15 protein-coding genes are annotated in these 18708 nt (G+C 67.9%); 11 read left to right on the top strand and 4 right to left on the bottom strand.

Translation table 11 applies throughout. The annotated features are described in order from the left end of the window. The first annotated feature begins 356 nt into the window (after window positions 1-356). Genes GON09_RS18210 through GON09_RS18220 form a run of 3 tightly spaced genes read left to right on the top strand, consistent with a single transcriptional unit; the run spans window position 357 to window position 5130 of the window. Window positions 357-3017 carry a transglycosylase domain-containing protein gene (locus GON09_RS18210; protein ID WP_213933016.1) on the top strand — a complete coding sequence of 887 codons (2661 nt, stop codon included), beginning with the start codon at window positions 357-359 and terminating at the stop codon, window positions 3015-3017. Between the two features lie 9 nt (window positions 3018-3026). After that, window positions 3027-4619, top strand: a complete 1593-nt coding sequence (locus tag GON09_RS18215) for a glycosyltransferase family 87 protein (protein WP_213933017.1) — start codon at window positions 3027-3029, stop codon at window positions 4617-4619. A 28-nt stretch (window positions 4620-4647) separates the two neighbouring features. After that, window positions 4648-5130 carry an RNA polymerase subunit sigma-24 gene (locus tag GON09_RS18220; RefSeq protein WP_213933018.1) on the top strand — a complete coding sequence of 161 codons (483 nt, stop codon included), beginning with the start codon at window positions 4648-4650 and terminating at the stop codon, window positions 5128-5130. A gap of 155 nt (window positions 5131-5285) precedes the next feature. Here the strand turns inward: GON09_RS18220 and GON09_RS18225 are convergent, their stop codons facing one another. Beyond that, complete coding sequence (locus tag GON09_RS18225) at window positions 5286-5567, bottom strand: LuxR C-terminal-related transcriptional regulator (RefSeq protein WP_213933019.1); 282 nt, start codon at window positions 5565-5567, stop codon at window positions 5286-5288. Between the two features lie 174 nt (window positions 5568-5741). On the opposite strand from GON09_RS18225, the gene GON09_RS18230 reads away from it, so the two are divergent. Next, window positions 5742-9566 (top strand): nSTAND1 domain-containing NTPase, encoded by a 3825-nt coding sequence (locus GON09_RS18230; protein ID WP_244865556.1) that lies wholly within the window; start codon window positions 5742-5744, stop codon window positions 9564-9566. Window positions 9567-9692: 126 nt separating this feature from the next. After that, window positions 9693-10229, top strand: a complete 537-nt coding sequence (locus tag GON09_RS18235) for a hypothetical protein (RefSeq protein WP_213933020.1) — start codon at window positions 9693-9695, stop codon at window positions 10227-10229. Window positions 10230-10232: 3 nt separating this feature from the next. On the opposite strand, the gene GON09_RS18240 is transcribed toward GON09_RS18235, so the two are convergent. Genes GON09_RS18240 through GON09_RS18250 form a run of 3 tightly spaced genes read right to left on the bottom strand, consistent with a single transcriptional unit; the run spans window position 10233 to window position 12567 of the window. Continuing rightward, a complete protein-coding gene (locus tag GON09_RS18240) occupies window positions 10233-10613 on the bottom strand; it encodes a DUF2752 domain-containing protein (RefSeq protein ID WP_374195398.1) in 381 nt (126 codons plus the stop codon). Between the two features lie 26 nt (window positions 10614-10639). Then, a complete protein-coding gene (locus GON09_RS18245) occupies window positions 10640-11227 on the bottom strand; it encodes a GNAT family N-acetyltransferase (protein ID WP_213933022.1) in 588 nt (195 codons plus the stop codon). After that, entirely contained in the window at window positions 11224-12567 is a 1344-nt protein-coding gene (locus GON09_RS18250; RefSeq protein WP_213933023.1) for a glycosyltransferase 87 family protein, read from the bottom strand. The genes GON09_RS18245 and GON09_RS18250 overlap by 4 nt, the downstream gene beginning before the upstream one ends. 154 nt (window positions 12568-12721) lie before the next feature. Here GON09_RS18250 and rpsF point away from each other — a divergent pair, with 154 nt between their 5' ends. From rpsF to GON09_RS18280, 6 genes are all read left to right on the top strand, one after another. Next, window positions 12722-13009, top strand: a complete 288-nt coding sequence (gene rpsF / locus GON09_RS18255) for a 30S ribosomal protein S6 (RefSeq protein ID WP_016931707.1) — start codon at window positions 12722-12724, stop codon at window positions 13007-13009. Between the two features lie 64 nt (window positions 13010-13073). After that, window positions 13074-13592, top strand: a complete 519-nt coding sequence (locus tag GON09_RS18260; protein WP_064062336.1) for a single-stranded DNA-binding protein — start codon at window positions 13074-13076, stop codon at window positions 13590-13592. A 41-nt stretch (window positions 13593-13633) separates the two neighbouring features. Next, window positions 13634-13876 (top strand): 30S ribosomal protein S18, encoded by a 243-nt coding sequence (gene rpsR / locus GON09_RS18265; protein WP_006550800.1) that lies wholly within the window; start codon window positions 13634-13636, stop codon window positions 13874-13876. 17 nt (window positions 13877-13893) lie between these two features. Further along, window positions 13894-14349: a 50S ribosomal protein L9 gene (rplI, locus tag GON09_RS18270; protein WP_213933024.1), complete on the top strand. Its 456-nt coding sequence runs from the start codon at window positions 13894-13896 to the stop codon at window positions 14347-14349. Window positions 14350-14840: 491 nt separating this feature from the next. Next, window positions 14841-18041, top strand: a complete 3201-nt coding sequence (gene dnaB, locus GON09_RS18275) for a replicative DNA helicase (RefSeq protein WP_213933025.1) — start codon at window positions 14841-14843, stop codon at window positions 18039-18041. Window positions 18042-18084: 43 nt separating this feature from the next. Further along, the gene (locus tag GON09_RS18280) at window positions 18085-18690 is read left to right on the top strand and encodes a phosphoribosylanthranilate isomerase (protein WP_213933026.1); all 606 of its coding nucleotides are present in this window, start codon (window positions 18085-18087) and stop codon (window positions 18688-18690) included. Window positions 18691-18708: the final 18 nt, after the last annotated feature.

An 18708-nucleotide genomic window follows, 5' to 3' on the forward strand; every position in this document is an offset into this window, starting at 1 on the left:
GTGGTCCCGCCGGACCGCAGCCCGGGCAGCAACGTTCCGGTCCTCCTGCCGGTCAGGGACAGCCGGGTCCGGGACAGCAGCGCCCTGCTCCGGGTCCGGTGCAGGGTCGTCCGTTGCCTCCTCAGCCGCGACCGCAGGGTCAGCCGGGAGCGCAGGGTCAGCCGGGAGCGCAGGGTCAGCCGGGAGCGCAGGGTCAGCCGGGTCGGCCGGGGGGTCAAGGGCAGCCGGGCGGACCCGTCGGCCGGCCTCCGTACCCGCCTCGAGCCCCAGGTCAGGGTCCGCGTCCCCAAGGTCCCGGGCAGGGACCGGGTCCCCAGCAGGGCCGGCCGGGACAGCCGTACCCGCCGCGCGGACCGATGCCCGCTCCGGGCGCGAACCAGCCGCGTAACCCCAACCAGCCGATGCCGCCGCGTCCCGGCACGTTGCCGCCCGGTGCGGTGCCCCCCGTCCAACGCTCGCCGCAGGCCGATCCGACCGTCGCGATGCGTCCCGGAGCGGATGCCCCGACACAGCGTCCCGGAGCGGACGCCCCGACACAGCGTCCCGGAGCGGACGCCCCGACACAGCGGGTCGCTGCGTCGACCCCCATCGGCGGTGCGAATCGTGCGGGGGATGCACCCACGACGCGCGTCGCCGGGGGCCCTCCTGCGGGCGGACCTCCCACCGTTCCGCCCGGTGGTGGTTCCGGCGGTGGAGCCGGTGGCGGAAAGGGCGACGGCAAGAGCAACCGCTGGCGCACGATCCGCCGGGTCGGTTACGGCGTCGTCGCCGCGGGCATCCTCGTCCCGATCCTCATGTTCATGCTGGCGTACGTCGTCCAGGACGTGCCGCGTCCGGGTGAGCTGCAGACGAACCAGGCCGCGACCATCTTCAATTCCGACGGTGAGGGCGTCATCACGAAGGTGATCCCGCCGGAGGGCAACCGCACCGAGGTCGAACTCGACGCGATTCCCGTGCACGTCCGCAACGCCGTGCTCGCCGCCGAGGACCGTGATTTCTACAGCAATCCCGGCTTCTCGGTCACCGGTTTCGCGCGTGCCGCCCGCGACAACGTGCTCGGTCGCGACAGCGCCGGTGGTGGTTCGACCATCACCCAGCAGTACGTGAAGGTCGCGGTCGTCGGCTCCGAGCGGACGTTGACGCGAAAGCTCAAGGAGCTGGTGCTGTCGACGAAGATGGCGAACCAGTGGGCCAAGGACGACATCCTCGCGGCCTACCTCAACACCATCTACTTCGGCCGCGGTGCCTACGGCATCGCAGCGGCGTCGAACGCGTACTTCGGCAAGCCTGTCGGTGAGCTCACCGTCGAGGAAGGTGCCGTGCTCGCCTCGTCGATCCAGCTGCCGTCGCTGCTCGATCCCGAGCAGAACCCCGAGGGTGCGGAAGCACGGTGGAACTACGTGCTCGACGGCATGGTCTCCGCCGGCACGCTCGATGCGGCCGAGCGGTCGGGAATGCAGTACCCGGCATATGTGCCGATCGCCGAACTCGACAACGGCGACCAGTCGTCCGGTCCCGAAGGGCTGATCAAGAACCAGGTGCTCGCCGAGTTGTCGCGCGAGGGTATCGACGAGAACCTCCTCAACACGGCCGGTCTGCAGATCACCACGACGATCGATGCGCAGGCCCAGCAGTCGGCGGTCGAGGCAGCGCAGACCAATCTCGAGGGCGAACCCGAGGAATTGCGCACCGCGGTGGTGTCGGTGGATCCCCGATCCGGGGCGATCCGCGCCTACTACGGCGGTGAGAGCGGTGTCGGTTACGACTTCGCCCAGTCCGGTCTGCAGACCGGTTCGTCGTTCAAGGTGTTCGGCCTCGCCGCCAACCTCGATCAGGGTGTGCCGCTGTCGAAGACCTACGACAGCGGTCCGCTGACGGTCAACGGCATCAAGATCGGCAACGTCGAGGGTGAGTCGTGTGGGCAGTGCACCATCGCCGAGGCCCTCAAACGGTCGCTGAACACGAGTTTCTACCGGATGATGCTCGAGATGGACAACGGCCCGCAGGCCATCGCCGACATGGCCCACAAGCTGGGTATTGCGAAGGAACTGCCGGGTGTCGGCGAGACGCTCACCGAGCCGGGTGGCATCGGCCCCAACTACGGCATCGTGCTGGGCCAGTACCAGTCGCGGGTGCTCGACATGGCGTCGGCCTATGCCACGCTCGCGGCGTCCGGCCGGCACCACGATCCGTACTTCGTGCAGAAGGTCGTGACGTCCGACGGTGAGGTCCTCCTCGACCGCGGCACTCCCGCGGGCGAGCAGGTCGTCGATGCGGCGGTGGCCGACAACACCACCTCCGCGATGACCCCGATCGCCGCGTATTCGAACGGCCACGCCTTGGCCGGAGGCCGTCCGTCCGCGTCGAAGACCGGTACCGCCCAGCTCGGCGACACCGGCTCCAACAAGGACGCGTGGATGGTCGGTTACACCCCGTCGCTGTCGACCGCGGTATGGGTCGGCACCGAGGAGGGCCTGCCCCTCGAGAACAGCTGGGGCGGCATGATCTACGGATCGGGCATCCCGTCGGACATCTGGAAGGACACGATGGACGGAGCCCTCGAGGGCACCGACGTCGAATCGTTCCCGAAGCCGGCAGCGATCGCCGGCGTCTCCGGCGTGCCTGCGTGGACCGCGACGACGACGGCCCCGGCCACCCGGGAGGAGACCACCACCTCGCGCGTCGTGCCGAGCCTGCCGGAGGTTCCCGAGATCACCACCCAGAACGTGGAGATCTTCCCCGGTGTCACGATCCCGGTTCCGGGTGTCGCCCCGCAGACGACCACCCAGAGCGTGCCCACCCGCCCCGGTACCGGCGGTCAGCAGGAGGACGGGGAGGACACCGGCGGCGGAACCGGTGGTGGTACGGGCGACGACTCGGGCGATGGCGGATCGCCTCCGCAGAACCGCATCCCGGGACTCGAGAGCCCCGCGATTCCGGGCGCACAGGGAGCCGGGCTCCAGGGTGCGCAGGACGGCAGCCCCCAGGGCGCGTTCGAATACGCTCCGGCCGGGTAGCCTCGCCGCGTGAGCGACGACCGGGAATCCGACGCCCGGCCGGTGGTGTCCGCTGCACCACCGGCCGAGGATCGTCGTTCCCTGGACTGGCGCGACACCCCCGGGCGCACCGATCCGACGGTGTCGCGCCTGACCGCGGTCATCGGCGGTCCGGTGGGCCGGCATGCCGTGCTCGGGCGCACCCGCTTCTTCACTCCACTACGGGCGATGCTGTTGCTCGCGGTCGTTTTCCTCGCCTTCGGCTGGTTCACGAAGGCGGCCTGTGTCCAGCAGGGACCCGTCGGACCCGACGGCGCGCTCGGCCTGGACTGGAGCGGCAACCGACAGTACGTGGCGATGTGTTATTCCGACATCGTTCCGCTCTACGGCGCCGAACGGCTCGCCGAGGGCGCCTTCCCGTACCGGACGTCGTGGGAGGAACCCGGTCCCGACGGGCAGATGCAGACCCGGTACATGGAGTATCCGGTGCTTGCGGGTCTCTATCAGTACGGGTCGATGCGCATCGCGAAGGCGTGGGATGCCACACCGTGGCTTCCTGACGCCCTGCAGGTCGCGATCTACTTCTCGGTCGTCGCGGTCGGTCTCGCGCTCGCCTGGCTCGCCACGGTGTGGGCCACTGCGATGTCGGCGGGCCGAAGGGTCTGGGACGCCGCCCTCGTCGCGGCGTCCCCGCTGGTCGTGGTGCACGCGTTCACGAATTTCGACGCCTTGGCCACGGCGTTCGCTGCCGGAGGCCTGCTGGCGTGGGCCCGACGTCGACCGGTTCTCGCCGGTGTCCTGCTCGGTCTCGGGGCGGCGACGAAGTTGTATCCGTTGCTGTTGCTCGGTCCGCTGCTGGTGCTGTGTCTGCGTACCGGCCACCTGCGGTCGTTCGCCCGCACCGCAGGAGCTGCCGCCGCTGCGTGGCTGGTCGTGAATCTGCCGATCATGGTGCTGTACCCGCGCGGATGGGCGGAGTTCTTCCGCCTCAACTCCGATCGCGGAGCGGATCCGGATTCGATCTACAACGTGCTGCATTCGTTCCTGGGCTGGCCGGCCTGGTCGGCCTCGACCTTCAACGGGGTCTCGCTCGCGTTGTTCGCCGCGGCCTGCGTTGCGATCGGCTGGATCGGGCTCACCGCGCCGCGGCGTCCCCGCCTGGCGCAGTTGTGTTTCCTGCTCGTCGCGGCCTTCCTGCTCACCAACAAGGTGTGGAGTCCGCAGTATTCGTTGTGGCTCGTGCCGCTCGCCGTGCTGGCCGTACCGCACCGCCGCGCGCTGTTCGCCTGGATGACGATCGATGCGCTGGTATGGGTTCCGCGCATGTACTACTACCTGGGTCCTGATCGGAAGGGGCTCCCGGAGCAGTGGTTCACCGGCACGGTCTTCCTGCGTGATGTCGCCGTGGTGGCGTTGTGTGCGGTGGTGCTGTGGCAGATCCGGCGTCCGGTGAGGGATCCCGTGCGATACGGCTTCGTCGATGATCCCGTCGGCGGGGTACTCGATCAGGCGCCCGACCGTCCGCCCCGGTGGCTGCCCCACAGATTGCGGCCCGCTCACCATCGGGTCACAAGAGAAGAATCATCCGAACGATGGATGCCGGAGGCGACGTCCTCACCCTAGGCTCGGAATCGAGCCACGAGGGGGGCGAATGACGAGCGGCGGACGGAGATTCGGCGCGGGGACGGATGTCACCGCATCGCAGTTCACGACGTGCGAGCTGGCGTGGACGGTCGCGGCCGGCGACGCCACCGCGATCCCGCGACTTCTGCGCGACCTGCATCCGCTCGTGACCGGCTACTTCCGGGCCCGCGCGAAAGCCGCCGGAGGCACCTTCGCGGAGGCCGACCGGCTCGCTCCGGCCGCCTGCCGCGCGATCCTCGCCGACCTCGCCGCGCCCACCGGGGCCGACCGACCCTTCCTGCGGCTGGCCTACACGGTGGTCTCCGGCGCGGCCGATGCCGAGTTCGTGAGTCCCGAATCGGTTCCCCTGACGCGTCTTCAGCAGGAGATCCTCATTCTGCGCACCATCGTCGGTCTCGACTCGCGGCAGACCGCGGTGGCGCTCGCCGTCGCGCCGGGGCGGGTCGGTATCGAGCAGCACGCGGCTCTGAGCTCCCTGCGCGCAGCCTGAACCCGGTGGACGAACTGCACACATCCTGGTGATTTGTCGCTAATATCCGATTCGCAACTTTTTCCACGGGACTGTCGGGGACCTGTCGACCGCGCCTTGGAGGTTCGCCGTGCCCTGCACTCCCGACGATCCCTGAGTTCCCGGGTGCCGCCGCGTCACCATTCGTCCAGCGCCGTCAATCCGTCCTGAAGCGCGCGTGCCAGCAGGCTCGCCTTCGTCGAGGCATCCCGCCCGGCTGCCGCGTACTTGAGGCGGATCCGCTGCAGGTGCGTGTTCAGCGTGCCCACCGAGATGAACAACTGCCCGGCCGCGTCGGTCTTGGAATCCGCTGCCAGCCAGGTGAGCAGAACTTCCTTCTCGCGGGCGCTGAGCAGGGGCCGTACGAGGCCTCCGACACGCGTCTCCTGAAACGAGGACGAACGGTGCTGAGCGTTCACGACGAACCGCCTCTCGGCTGACGACAGAGTGTGGGAGCCGGCGCGAATGCGCCACCCCGAATCCTCGTCACCGTCGATGCGAAGTTCTACGCCTGCACGCGATCCCATACGAACTCCGTACAGACATACATCGCTGACCTGCGGAAACGCAGACATTCCCTGAGGGGACCGTAGATGACGGAAACAACCGTGGAGGCGGGCGATCCGACCTCCATCACGTCCCGAGCCGAGTTCGGCCGGGCCTTGACGGCCCTGCGAACCCGAGCAGGCCTGTCCATCCGCGACGTCGTCGAGGCGTCCGGCGCGCTGCACGGCACCGTCGCCGGATGGTTCTCCGGACAGCATCTGCCGACGCGCGCCAGCGAACCGGCCTTCCGGGCCGTGCTGGCGGCCTGCGGGGTGACCGACGAGACCGAGGCGGAGGCGTGGGTCGCGGCCGCGCGTCGTGCCCGGCAGGCACGGACCAGGCGACGGGACACCGGCCCGATCCCCTATCGAGGTCTGTCCTACTTCGAGGAGGAGGACGCCGAGTGGTTCTTCGGTCGCCACGACATCACCGAGGACGTTCTCCGCCGGATTCGTGACGCCGTGGCCGGGCGGGGCCCGCGGGTGCTGCTCGTCGTCGGTCCGTCCGGCGCGGGCAAGTCGTCCCTCCTACGAGCCGGGGTCGCTGCGGCTGTCGGTTCCGACGAGACCGATCTCCGCGAGTGGACGCCCGTCGTGCTGACCCCGGCCTCGGCGGGAGCGGACAAGCTCGGCGGTGCCCTCGAGGTCGATCGACCGACCGTTCTCGTCGTCGACCAGTTCGAGGAACTGTGGACCACCGGGTACGAGGACGACCGCCACGAGTTCATCGAACGTCTCGCTTCGTTGTCCGACGACATCGTCGTGGTCCTCGGACTCCGAGCCGACTTCTACGGGCTCGCGGCGCGGGAACCGCGGCTCGTGCCCGTCCTGGAGTCCGGGCCGGTCGTCGTCGGACCCATGTCGGCCGCCGAACTCGAAGCCGTCATCGTGCAACCCGCGGCCAAGGCGGGGGCGACCGTCCCACCGGAACTGGTCAAGGTGCTGCTGACCGACCTCGCTCCCCGCGCGTCGCGGACGAAGGACGAACCCGGCACGCTCCCTTTGCTCTCCCACACCCTGCTGCGGTTGTGGCAGCGGGCCGAACGCCGGACGCTTACCGTCGCCGATTACACCGCCGTCGGCGGTATCCCCGGCGCGGTCCAGCAGACAGCCGAGGAGTCGTACTCGGAACTGACCCCCGAACAGCAGCGACTCACGCGCCGTGTGTTCCTGCGTCTCGTCGACGTCGACGTCGACGACGAGACCCAGACCAGGCGGCGCACTCCCCGCGGCGAACTGGCATTCGGGGATATCGACGCGGTGGACGAGATAGTCGAGCGTTTCGCCGACGCCCGGCTTCTGACGGTCGACGAGGATTCGGTCCAACTGAGTCACGAGGTTCTCCTCACCGCCTGGGACCGGCTGCGCGGATGGATCGACGCCGACCGGGCCGGACTCGCGGTTCACCGCGAACTCACCCGTGCCGCGCAGATGTGGGAGGACAGCGGTCGCGACGAGACCTCCCTGCTCGGCGGCGGCCGACTCGTCCTCCACGACGAATGGAGCCGTGCCGATGACAACGCGGACGCGCTCAACGACACCGAACGGGAATTCCTTGCTCGAAGCGTCGCGCACAGGGACGCGGCGATCGAGGCGGAGCGTCACCGCACGAGGGTGCTCAGACGGCTGGTGGGCACCCTCACCGCGACGGTGGCCGTGGCGCTCGTGCTCGTGATCGTCGCCACCGCAGCCGGAATCAGTGCGCGCACCGAACGCGCCGACGCCCAGCGGGCACGCGACGACGCCATGTCGCGCCAGATCGCGACCGTCTCGTCGCAACTTTCGTCCACCGAACCCGCAGTCGCCGCGCAGTTCGCCTTGGCCGGTTACCGCATCGCCGACACCGTGGAAGCTCGCTCGGCGCTGCTCGATGCCTCCGGCGTGCGTGCCCCCGTGCGCTCGACAGGTCCGGCCGGCCCCCTCATGGCACGCAGCACGCCGGACGCAAGTGCGGTGGTGAGTGCCGCCTCCGACGGTACGGTGCGGTTGTGGGAAGTGGGTGAGACCGGACCGTCGATCTCACCGACCGCAGAATTCGGTGCGGGAGACGGCGCCGCAGAACTCTATGCGCTCGCGGTGTCACCGGACGGCAACTCCGTCGCGGTCGGTGGGCAGGGTGGAATCTGGCTCTGGGACATCCGCGATCGCAGCGCTCCACGCCGGCGGGCGGTGCTCGCGAACTCCGAGCACACGGCCTACTCGCTCGAATTCTCCTCGGACGGAGAGCAACTCGCAGCAGGAACGGGGTCCGGCGCGGTGTTGCGATGGGGAATGGGCGGCGGCGAGGTGAAAGAACTGCTCCCACTCGATCATCCGGCCGAAGGTGCGGTGTACCCGGTCTTCTCCCCCGACAACCGTCTGCTTCTCGTGGTAGGCAGGCAGATGTCGATGCGCGTGTGGGATGCGCAGGCACAGGATCCCGACACACCTCCCCTGTTCGAGGCGATGCCGGACGACGGCACCGAACATCTGCTGTCCGTGGCGTTCTCCCCCGACGGTCGCACGGTCGCGGCCGGAACCACCGGACGACGTGTATTGCGGTGGAACCTCACCGATCCCGCGTCGCCCGCTTCTCTGGCCGCTTTCGAGGGCTTCACCAGCTACGTCAACACTGTGGCGTTCGCGTCGGACGGTCGTCGCCTGGCCGCGGGCAGTTCCGACAACACGGTCCGTATCTGGTCGGACGGAACCACCCCCGATGCCGCAGAATCGATCACGACCCTGCCCGGTTCGAACCCCGTGACATCGGTCGTCTTCACCGACGACGGTCGTGTACTGCTCACCGCGGCGCTGGACGGAACGGTGCGGTGGTGGCCGCTACCCGGTCCGGTCCTGCCCGCGAACGAAGCCGTCTACGTCACCCCCGTCGACGCGGAGGGCACCCTCGTCCTCTTCGGTCAGGGACGATCGAATGCCCTGCCGTTGTGGGACATCGGTGAACCCGGTGCGGCGGTGGAACTACCGTCCCTGAGTCCGCCGGTCGAGGACCGGCTCAGCGGTGCCGCAGCACTGTCGAAAACCGGATCCCTCGCTGCCGCCGGAACATCCGGTGGATCCGTACACCTATGGGATCTCGCGGATCCTGCGGCGCCGCAGTTCACCGGAACCGCCGAGAGCGTCGTCACCGGGGTCGTCGGAGTGGTCGACTTCGCTGTCGACCGCCCCGTCGCAGCGGTGTCCGCGACGGAGGACACGAAGGTCGCCGTGGTCGACGCATCCGATCCGAGGGCTCCTCGCATCGTCGGCACCTTCGAGGCCGACGACTATCCGTCCATGTTGTCCTGGCATCCGACGGCCGACATCCTGGCAGTGGCGAGCGCCGGCGGTCTCGTCGAACTGTGGGACCTGTCGGATCCCGCCGATCCGACGCGGATCTCCGAACTGTCCGGATTCGAAAGTCAAGCTCAGACGGTGGCTTTCGCTGGAGACGGCGCGATCCTGGCAGCGGCGAGCGCCGATCGCAGTGTGCGCCTGTGGGATGTCGCGGATCCCGCCGCTCCACGCGTGCTGGCGCGGATCACCGGACCGGCGGACGCGGTGTACTCGCTGCACTTCTCCCCCGACGGAGATCGCCTCGCGGCCGGGGTCGGCGACGGGTCGGCGTGGATCTGGGAGGTCACCCGACCGGACTCCCCCATCGCCCATGCTGTGCTCACCGCCTACGGGAGCCGGCTCTACGACGCCACCTTCGCGCACGACGGTGCGGTGCTCGTCGGAGGCGGCCCGGACCGTTCGGTGCGGTTGTGGCAACTGGATCCGGAAGCCGTGGCGGCGACACTGTGTTCCACCGTCGGTACCCCGGTGACCGAGGACGAATGGGAACGGCATCTGCCCGGTGTGCCCTACCGGCCACCGTGCGGTGATACGGCCTGAGTCGAGAGGGCGCCGGAAGATGTTTCGACCGAACCGGATTCATCCGATTGCACGATACGCGCAGGCCCCACCGTGTGAGAGCGTCCAGTCCGGAGGATGTAATGGCGTCGATCATCGGAGGAAACCATGTCTCGTATTCGTAGGTCGGGTCTGCGCGCGGTTCTGACGGCCGCCACGGTGGCGACGGTCGCATTCGTTGCGCCCGTTGCCGCCTCGGCCGCTCCCACCGGCAGTGCCGGCAGCAACGACTTGCCCGGCAGCGTGGCCGAACTGCCCGGCAGCGTGGTGGATCTGGGCGGACGCGCAATCGATCTGGGCAGCGCGATCCTGGGCAACGGGTCGTCGCTGCCGACGACACAGAACTGCAACCAGTCCCGGCAGTCCGGAGGGGAAGGGATCACCAGTACCTACCACCAGCTGGGTCGCAGCGGTCCCACGTCCTTCCTGCTGGAATGGGAGACCTACGACGTCCCCGACCGAATCCAGGTGTTCTACGGTGGTTCCCAGATCTACGACACCGGTCGTATCGGTGACCTCATCAACGAAGGCACCGGATCGGCTGTGGTGAACGTGCCGGCGGGGAGTGCAAACTCGGTTCTCGTCCGAGTGACCGGTGAGCCCGGGACGGCCTGGGACTATCTGGTCAACTGCCCGGTCCTCTGACGCTCAGATCCGTAGGGCGGTGAACGGCGCGACCGGGATGTTGCGCACGACGAACCACACCGCCGTCAGGACCAGCACGATGTGCGGGGCCCACCGGTATCGCGTCCACCGCGGCATCGGTGTGCCCCGCATCCTGCTCCACGTCCACGCTCCGAAGACCACGCCCAGCACCCCCAGCGCGACCAGGCCCATGGCGTTGTAGTGCAGCGCGGCCGGCACGTCGAGATGGACGAGAGAGTAGACCATCCGCGACGAACCGCAACCGGGACACAGGATTCCGAACAGCGAATAGGTGGGGCAGGGTGGAATGACCCCACCCGGCGTGGTCGGATCGGCCCACGCCACTGCTGCGCACACCGCGATCGCCCCCATGGCGACCGCCATGGGGGCTGCGACGGCGCGCCTCGTCCTCATCGCCTCAGACGCTCCTCGAGCCGGACGCGCACTGCCGGCCACTCGTCGTCGGTGAGGGAGAACAACGCGGTGGTCCGCCAACTTCCGTCGCGGCGTCTGCGGTGCTTGCGGAGCAGGCCCTCCTCGGTGGCGCCGAGTCGGCGCAGGGCGTCGCGCGAAGGGGTGTTGTGCTCGTCGGCGTGCCAGGTCACGCGCACGGATCCCAGATCGTCGAACGCGCGTTGCAGCAGAAGCAGTTTCGACTCGCTGTTGACGTGGGTCCGTTGAACACGCGTCGACAACCAGGTGTAGCCGATCACCAGCGTGCGGTAGGCCGGCTCGAGCAGGTAGCAGGACGTCGAGCCGACGACCGTGCCCGTCGCCCTGTCGACGATCGCATAGGGGAGGCGTCCGGGATCGTCCACGGCGTCGCGGACGAAGGCATGTGCGCTCTCGAGGTCGCGGATCTCGGTGGACGACCACCGGAAGATCGAGTCCGGATCGTCGGCGGCCTTCAGCAATCCGTCGGCGTGCGAGTCGCCGAGCGGCTCGAGCCGGATGCGTGCGCCCTCGAGGACGCGATGCTCTGTCCAACTGTCGTTCATCGCGCTCTCCCGGTCGTCGTCGGACGGCGAGCGTAGCCGGTTCGTTCCGTCGGCTGCCACGGTGTTCTGCGTGGGACGCGCAGGAAGACGAAGAACAGCACGACCAGCAGAACGGCGCGTCCCCACACCCCGATGTGGACGAGCACGAGCGGCAGGGTCATGTCCGCTTCGCCGGCGGTCGCGGCGAACCACCGGAAGATGCCGATGCCGATGGCGAGGTCGGCGAGGAGATACGCGGCGACGAGACCCCACGGCACACGCAGCAGGACCAGCAGCGGCAACAGCCACAGGGTGTACTGCGGTGAGTGCACCTTGTGGAAGAGCATGAACCCGCACAGCATCGCGGCACCGGTGCCGAGCCAGGGATAGACGCCGTCGCGGAGGTACCGGCGCCATCCGAGCCACAGCGCGAGCGCGAACGACAGTGCGATCAGCGTCGGCGACAGTTGGGCCACCAGGTCGTTGTATCGGGGGGTGTTCTCGTATCCCTGGTAGCCCCCCATCAGCGGCCGCAGCCCCCAGTACCAGATGGAGTTGCTGGTCCCGTCCGCTTCCCGGTTCTGCTGGAAGGCGAACGACGCGCGCCAGCCCTCGTAGCCGAGGAGGGCGAAGGGCAGGTTGATCGCGGCGACCGTGGCCGCCGCGGTGCCCGCGACGGCGAGGGCACCGGGGACGTCCCGCTTCCGGTCGGGATCCCGGCCGCCGGTGAGGACGTAGGCGACGAGTGGCAGTACGAAGATGCCCGGATAGAGCTTGAGGCAGAAACCCACGGCCAGCAGCACCGCCGCGACCACGCCGCGCGTCTGCAGCGACCAGCGTTCGACCGTCAGCACCGCGACGGCGGCGACGGTGACCGCCACGACCGGCAGGTCCCAGTTGAGGAAGGCGTAGAGCACGAGCGGCGGCGTGAGCGACCACGCGAGCGCCGCCCATCCCGCCATCCGGGCGAGCAACCACGCGGTGATCAGGCCGAACGGAGCGAGCAGGAGAGCCGACTGGAGGAGGAACTCCGCGTCGGTGTGGGCGCCGATCGCCCCGATCCACATGAGCACCCCGCTGAGCACGGGGTATTCGACGGTGCCCCCGGTCAGCGCTCCGGAGGAGGTGATTCCTCCGTCGACGAAGGGGAACAGATGGAGGTTGATGCCGCGGCCGATCCACAACTGCTGGATATCGGAATAGCAGACGTTCGCGTCCTTGATGTCCTCGAACCGCAGCGTGCGGCCCTCGGCGTCGAAGGTGGGGCCGGCGCACCGGGTCTTGTTCAGGTAGCCGAACCACATCATCACCGCGCACGTCAGGACGGCGACGAGCGAGACGGTCCCGGAACTCGTGCGCATGCCCTCACCCTAGGGCAAATCCCCTGCCTGCGAATGCCGGCGATTTCGCTGGTCGCCGGGCCGTCGTGTACCCTTCATGGGTTGCTGACGCAACGACCCTCCTGTCACGGAACGTCCGTGACCGTTCACAGTCCATAGGAGGTGATGAGGTCTTATGCGTCATTACGAATTGATGATCATCCTGGACCCCAGCCTGGACGAGCGCACCGTCGCTCCCTCGCTGGAGACGTTCCTCAACGTCATTCGCCAGGAAGGCGGCAAGGTCGACAAGGTCGACGTGTGGGGTAAGCGCCGTCTCGCCTACGAGATCGCCAAGAACAGCGAAGGCATCTACGCGGTGGTCGACATCAGCGCGACGCCTGCTGCCGTTGCAGAGCTGGATCGCCAGCTCGGCCTGAACGAGTCGGTGCTCCGCACCAAGGTTCTGCGCCACGGCAAGTGAGCCTGTCGGCGCCGGGCCGTAGGCTCTGGCGCATCAGGACTCCCCACACTGCAGGAGGAACCACATGGCAGGCGACACCGTCATCACCGTGGTCGGCAATCTGACCGCCGATCCCGAACTGCGTTTCACCCCCGCGGGTGCTGCGGTTGCGAACTTCACCGTCGCATCCACGCCCCGCGTGTTCGACCGTCAGTCCAATGAATGGAAGGACGGCGAGGCTCTGTTCCTGCGCTGCAACATCTGGCGTGAGGCAGCGGAGAACGTGGCCGAGAGCTTGACCCGCGGCTCGCGTGTGATCGTGCAGGGCCGGCTCAAGCAGCGCAGCTACGAGACGCGTGAAGGCGAGAAGCGCACTGTCGTGGAGCTCGAGGTCGATGAGATCGGCCCCTCGCTCCGTTACGCCACGGCCAAGGTCACCAAGGCCGGTCGCGGTGGCGGCGGCGGAGGCTTCGGTGGTTCCTCCGGTGGATCGGGCGGTGGCCGTCCCGCTCAGAACGCGAACGTCGGCGGAGACGACCCGTGGGGCGATGCCCCGCAGTCGGGTTCCTTCGGCGGTTCCGGGGACGACGAGCCTCCGTTCTGATCCGACCTCGATCGGAACATCCAAAATTACGGAGAACGACCATGCCTAAGTCGCCCGCGCGCGAGAAGGTTTTGAAGAAGAAGGTCTGCACCTTCTGCAAGGAAAAGAACGTGCAGATCGACTACAAGGACACGACGCTGCTGCGCAAGTACGTCAGCGATCGCGGCAAGATCCGCGCTCGCCGCGTCACCGGCAACTGCGTGCAGCACCAGCGCGACGTCGCTGTTGCTGTGAAGAACTCTCGTGAGGTGGCTCTGCTCCCTTACGTCTCGACGACTCGCTGAGGAAAGGGAGGGACACGATGAAGCTCATCCTTACTGCTGATGTGGACAACCTCGGTGCGCCTGGCGACACCGTTGAGGTCAAGGACGGCTACGGCCGCAACTACCTGCTGCCCCGCGGCCTGGCGATCGTTGCCACCCGCGGTGCCCAGAAGCAGGTCGAGGGCATCCGCCGTGCTCAGGAGGCTCGCGCCGTGCGTGGCCTCGAGCACGCCCAGGAGCTCAAGACCGCGATCGAGGGTCTCGAGAACGTCTCGCTGAGCGTCAAGACCTCGAGCGATTCGGGCAAGCTGTTCGGCTCGGTCACCGCTGCCGATGTCGCCGGTGCTCTCAAGGCTGCCGGTGGCCCGGTTGTCGACAAGCGCATCGTCGAGCTGCCCAAGGCTCACATCAAGGCGACCGGTAAGCACCAGATCGTCGTGAAGCTGCACCCGGACGTCACCGCGAAGTTCACTCTGAACGTCGTGGCTGCCTGATTCCGGCCCCCGAGGAGCCCCGCGCCTGCTTGGCGTGGGGCTCCTCGTCGTCTGTGCACAGCCTGGGGATAAACCGGAGGGGAAACCACACCGTTGTGAGTCCTCGGAATGTCGTTCGGGGAACGAATGGATGAACACGCCCGGCCCTGCGACACGCCGAAATTCTTTTCCTCCACAGGTGTGAGCAGCCATTTTTCTTCTCCTACCTGCGGAGATGTGAGATGTGAGATGTGTTGTCCCCAGGTTGTACACATCCGGTGCACAAGCCCGTCCTCCTCTTTCCACAATTCATCCCCAACTGTGTGCACAACCCGAGTTGTGGACGATCATCCAGATCCCTAACGTCGGGCGCACGACTCCACACACAGGATGTCGGTAGGGGCGAGTAGAACCGGACGCGAGGCCCGGGTACCGACACCGGGAGTGCGTGCAGGTATCCGCCGGTGCGCAGCGCACCGAATGGGGACATGTGGAGGAAGGCAGGCACTGCAGTGGCCGTCGTTGACGATCGTGGTAATCCCGAATATTCGGGACCTCCCGAGGAACCGAGTGGAGACTTCGGTCGGCAGCCCCCTCAGGATCTCGTGGCCGAACAATCCGTGCTCGGCGGCATGCTGCTGAGCAAGGACGCCATCGCCGATGTTCTCGAGGTCCTGAGGCCCGGCGACTTCTATCGGCCCGCTCACCAGGCCGTGTACGACGCGATCCTCGATCTCTACAGCCGTGGTGAACCCGCCGACCCGGTCACTGTGTCGGCCGAACTCGACCGGCGCGGCGAACTCAAGCGTCTCGGCGGAGCCGCCTACCTCGTCACGCTCACCCAGACCGTGCCCACCGCGGCCAACGCCGGCTACTACGCCGAGATCGTCGCCGAGAAGGCCGTCCTGCGGCGGCTCGTCGAGGCCGGCACCCGCATCGTCCAGTACGGCTACGCCGGTGCCGAAGGTCAGGATGTCGCCGAGGTCGTCGACCGCGCACAGGCCGAGGTCTTCGAGGTCGCCGAACGACGCACCACCGAAGACTTCGTGCCGCTCGAAGAACTTCTGCAGCCCACGATGGACGAGATCGACTCCATCGCCAGTCGCGGCGGCATCTCCCTCGGTGTGCCCACCGGCTTCGCCGAACTCGACGAGCTCACCAACGGGTTGCACGCGGGCCAGATGATCATCGTCGCCGCCCGACCCGGTGTAGGTAAGGCCCTCGCCCTCGACACTCCCCTGGCCACCCCTACCGGCTGGATCACCATGGGTGAGGTCGAGGTGGGCGACGAACTCCTCGGCGCCGACGGCCGGCCCACGCGCGTCCTCGCCGCAACCGAGGTGATGCACGGCCGTCCGTGCTTCGATGTCGTGTTCGCCGACGGCACCGTGATCGTCGCCGACGAGCAGCACCAGTGGCGCACCGGCGACGGCACGATCCGCACCACCGGCGAGCTCGCCGCCACCATCGAGGCGGGGCACACCGTCGCAAACACCGATGCACTGGCGCTCCCGGTAGCCGAGTTGCCCGTCTCCCCCTTCACTCTCGGTGCGTGGCTGGGCGGACCGTCGTCCGATCCCGAACTGCACATGCGGGTCGACGGCGAAGGTGGCTTCACCAGCGCCCTCGTCTCCCTCGGTGCCCACATCCCGGCCGAGTACCAGCGGGCGTCCGAACAGCAACGTCGCGAGCTCCTCGCGGGTCTGCTCGACGCCGGTGGTGAGATCGACGACGACGGCACCATCCGGTTCGCCGGTTCGTCCGAGCAGTTGGCGCAGAGCGTCGCCGAACTCCTGTCGGGCCTCGGTTACGCGCCCGCTCTCGACGGCACCGAGATCTCCTTCAGTGCCGACGACGACGTCTTCGTCCTGCCCAGTAAGGCCGTGCGGCACAAGGAATACCGTGCCGAGGCGCCGCGCGAACGCCGCATCGTCGCCGTCCGTGCGGTTCCGTCGGTCCCGGTACGGTGCGTCGAGGTCGACGGTGACCACATGTACCTCGCGGGTCGCGCGATGGTGCCCACGCACAACTCCACGCTCAGCATGGACTTCATGCGTTCGTGCTCCATCAAGCACGGCATGGCCTCGGTCATCTTCTCCCTCGAGATGGGCAAGACCGAGATCGTCATGCGTCTGCTGTCCGCGGAGGCCAAGATCAAGCTCGGCGACATGCGATCCGGACGCATGACCGACGACGACTGGACGCGTCTCGCCCGCCGCATGAGCGAGATCAGCGAAGCGCCGTTGTTCATCGACGACTCCCCGAACCTCACGATGATGGAGATCCGCGCAAAAGCGCGGCGGCTCAAGCAGAAACACGACATCCGTCTCATCGTCATCGACTACCTGCAGCTCATGTCGTCCGGCAAGAAGGTCGAGTCACGTCAGCAGGAGGTCTCCGAATTCTCGCGTAGCCTCAAGCTTCTCGCGAAGGAACTCGAGGTTCCGGTCGTCGCGGTGTGCCAGCTCAACCGTGGCCCGGAGCAGCGCACCGACAAGCGTCCGCAGGTCTCCGACCTTCGAGAGTCGGGTTGCCTCCCGGCGTCCACGCGCATCATGCGCGCCGACACCGGTGCCGAGGTCACTCTCGGCGAACTGCTCGAGTCAGGAGAACAGCCCCTCGTGTGGTCGCTCGACGAGCGCATGCGGATGGTCGTCCGGCCGATGGTGAAGGTCTTCCCCAGCGGCCGTAAGGAAGTTCTCCGGTTGGAGCTGGCCTCGGGACGTCGTGTCGAAGCCACGGCGAACCACCCCTTCCTCACCATCGACGGATGGATGCCGCTCGGCGAGCTGATCTCCGGGGAGCGTGTCGCGGTACCGCGTGCGGTGCCCGCACCTCTCGACGTGATGCCCGCGTCCGACGACGAGATCGCCGCTCTCGCAGACACTGCCGTCGCCGGCCGTCTGATCCCGACCCGGGCGTTCTCGCTCCCCAAGGAGCAGGTCGCCGCGCTTGTCTGCCACATCTGGGAGGACAGCGGCGAGGTCGCATGGGACGCAGGTGCTGCTCGCGCCGTCGTCCGCTTCCGGTCGGCGGATCGTCGCCTCGCCGACGACCTCGCGCGCCTGCTCCTGCGCATCGGCGTGTTCGCTCGGATCACCGACGCGGGCGACGGTTGGGACGTGGCGGTGACCGGAGCGGAGAACCAAGCGGTCTTCCTCCACGATGTGGGCAAGCACGGAACCGCGGCACAGTGGGTGCTCGCGCAGCTCGGGCCGAAGCTCGTCAAGCACAGCCCCGATACCGTCACGCCCGAGATCGAAGCCGAGCTCGGTGAGCTTCTCGCGGTCGAGCAGCTCGCCCCGATCGGACCCGTCGCGTCCGCAACCCCGCGGACCACCTCGGGTGCACGCTCGCGGCTCGCTCGGGTCGCCGACGTTCTCGACACGGCCGACATCGACATGGTCGCCACCAACAATGTGTTCTGGGACGAGATCGTCTCGGTCACGAGCCTCGGTGAACAGGACGTCTACGACGGAACGGTGCCCGGCACACACAATTTCGTCGCCGACGGCATCGCGGTGCACAACAGCCTCGAGCAGGACGCCGACATGGTCATCCTGCTGCACCGTCCCGACGCCTTCGAGCGCGACGACCCGCGTGGTGGCGAGGCCGACCTCATCGTGGGCAAGCACCGTAACGGTCCGACCGCGACGATTACGGTCGCCCACCAGCTGCACCTGTCGCGATTCGTCGACATGGCGCGAGGCTGAAAGCTTCGACTCGTACGTTCGGAACGGCGAGGAAGGGTAGACGATGACGTTCATCAAGATGTGCGGACTGCAGGACGAGGCCACGGTCGATCTCGCCGTCGAACTGGGCGTCGACGCGGTCGGTTTCGTCCTCGCCGAGAGTCCTCGCCGTGTCTCCCCCGACCGGGCCACGATGCTCCGCGCCCGCGTGCCGGCCGGCACACTCGCCGTCGGCGTCTACGTGAAGATGTCGCTCGACGAGATCGTCGCCACCGCGGAAGCAGCTGGTCTCGATCACGTTCAGGTGCACGACCTGCGGTCGACCGACGACGTGCGCGTGCTGCACGACGCCGGGTTGACGGTGATCCGCGCCGTGAACACCGGGGGAGCCGAAGCTCTGTCCGAGGATTTCGGGGCCGACCTGCTGCTCGTCGACGGGGCGGTCGCGGGTGCCGGGAAGACGTGGGACTGGCAGGATCGCAGTGCTCTGCCGTCCGGCCGGTGGATTCTTGCGGGCGGGTTGAATCCGGACAATGTGGAGACGGCGATCACCACGTCCGGTGCGTGGGGTGTCGACGTGTCCAGCGGTATCGAGGTCGAGCGCGGCGTCAAGGATCACGGTCTCATGAGGGCGTTCGCGCAAGCGGTTCGTAAGAACGCCCGGCAGTGACCTCTCCGGGGTGATCCG

Source organism: Rhodococcus sp. B50 (genome assembly GCF_013602415.1).
GTDB lineage: Bacteria > Actinomycetota > Actinomycetes > Mycobacteriales > Mycobacteriaceae > Rhodococcus.

Bases quoted from the DNA above. Each gene is read 5' to 3' on its own strand.
- GON09_RS18210 (WP_213933016.1), top strand. From the start codon at position 357: ATGCCCGCTCCGGGCGCGAACCAGCCGCGTAACCCCAACCAGCCGATG.
- GON09_RS18220 (WP_213933018.1), top strand. From the start codon at position 4,648: ATGACGAGCGGCGGACGGAGATTCGGCGCGGGGACGGATGTCACCGCA.
- GON09_RS18230 (WP_244865556.1), top strand. From the start codon at position 5,742: ATGACGGAAACAACCGTGGAGGCGGGCGATCCGACCTCCATCACGTCC.
- GON09_RS18235 (WP_213933020.1), top strand. From the start codon at position 9,693: ATGTCTCGTATTCGTAGGTCGGGTCTGCGCGCGGTTCTGACGGCCGCC.
- GON09_RS18240 (WP_374195398.1), bottom strand. From the start codon at position 10,613: ATGGCGGTCGCCATGGGGGCGATCGCGGTGTGCGCAGCAGTGGCGTGG.
- GON09_RS18245 (WP_213933022.1), bottom strand. From the start codon at position 11,227: ATGAACGACAGTTGGACAGAGCATCGCGTCCTCGAGGGCGCACGCATC.
- GON09_RS18250 (WP_213933023.1), bottom strand. From the start codon at position 12,567: ATGCGCACGAGTTCCGGGACCGTCTCGCTCGTCGCCGTCCTGACGTGC.
- rpsF (WP_016931707.1), top strand. From the start codon at position 12,722: ATGCGTCATTACGAATTGATGATCATCCTGGACCCCAGCCTGGACGAG.
- GON09_RS18260 (WP_064062336.1), top strand. From the start codon at position 13,074: ATGGCAGGCGACACCGTCATCACCGTGGTCGGCAATCTGACCGCCGAT.
- rpsR (WP_006550800.1), top strand. From the start codon at position 13,634: ATGCCTAAGTCGCCCGCGCGCGAGAAGGTTTTGAAGAAGAAGGTCTGC.
- rplI (WP_213933024.1), top strand. From the start codon at position 13,894: ATGAAGCTCATCCTTACTGCTGATGTGGACAACCTCGGTGCGCCTGGC.
- GON09_RS18280 (WP_213933026.1), top strand. From the start codon at position 18,085: ATGACGTTCATCAAGATGTGCGGACTGCAGGACGAGGCCACGGTCGAT.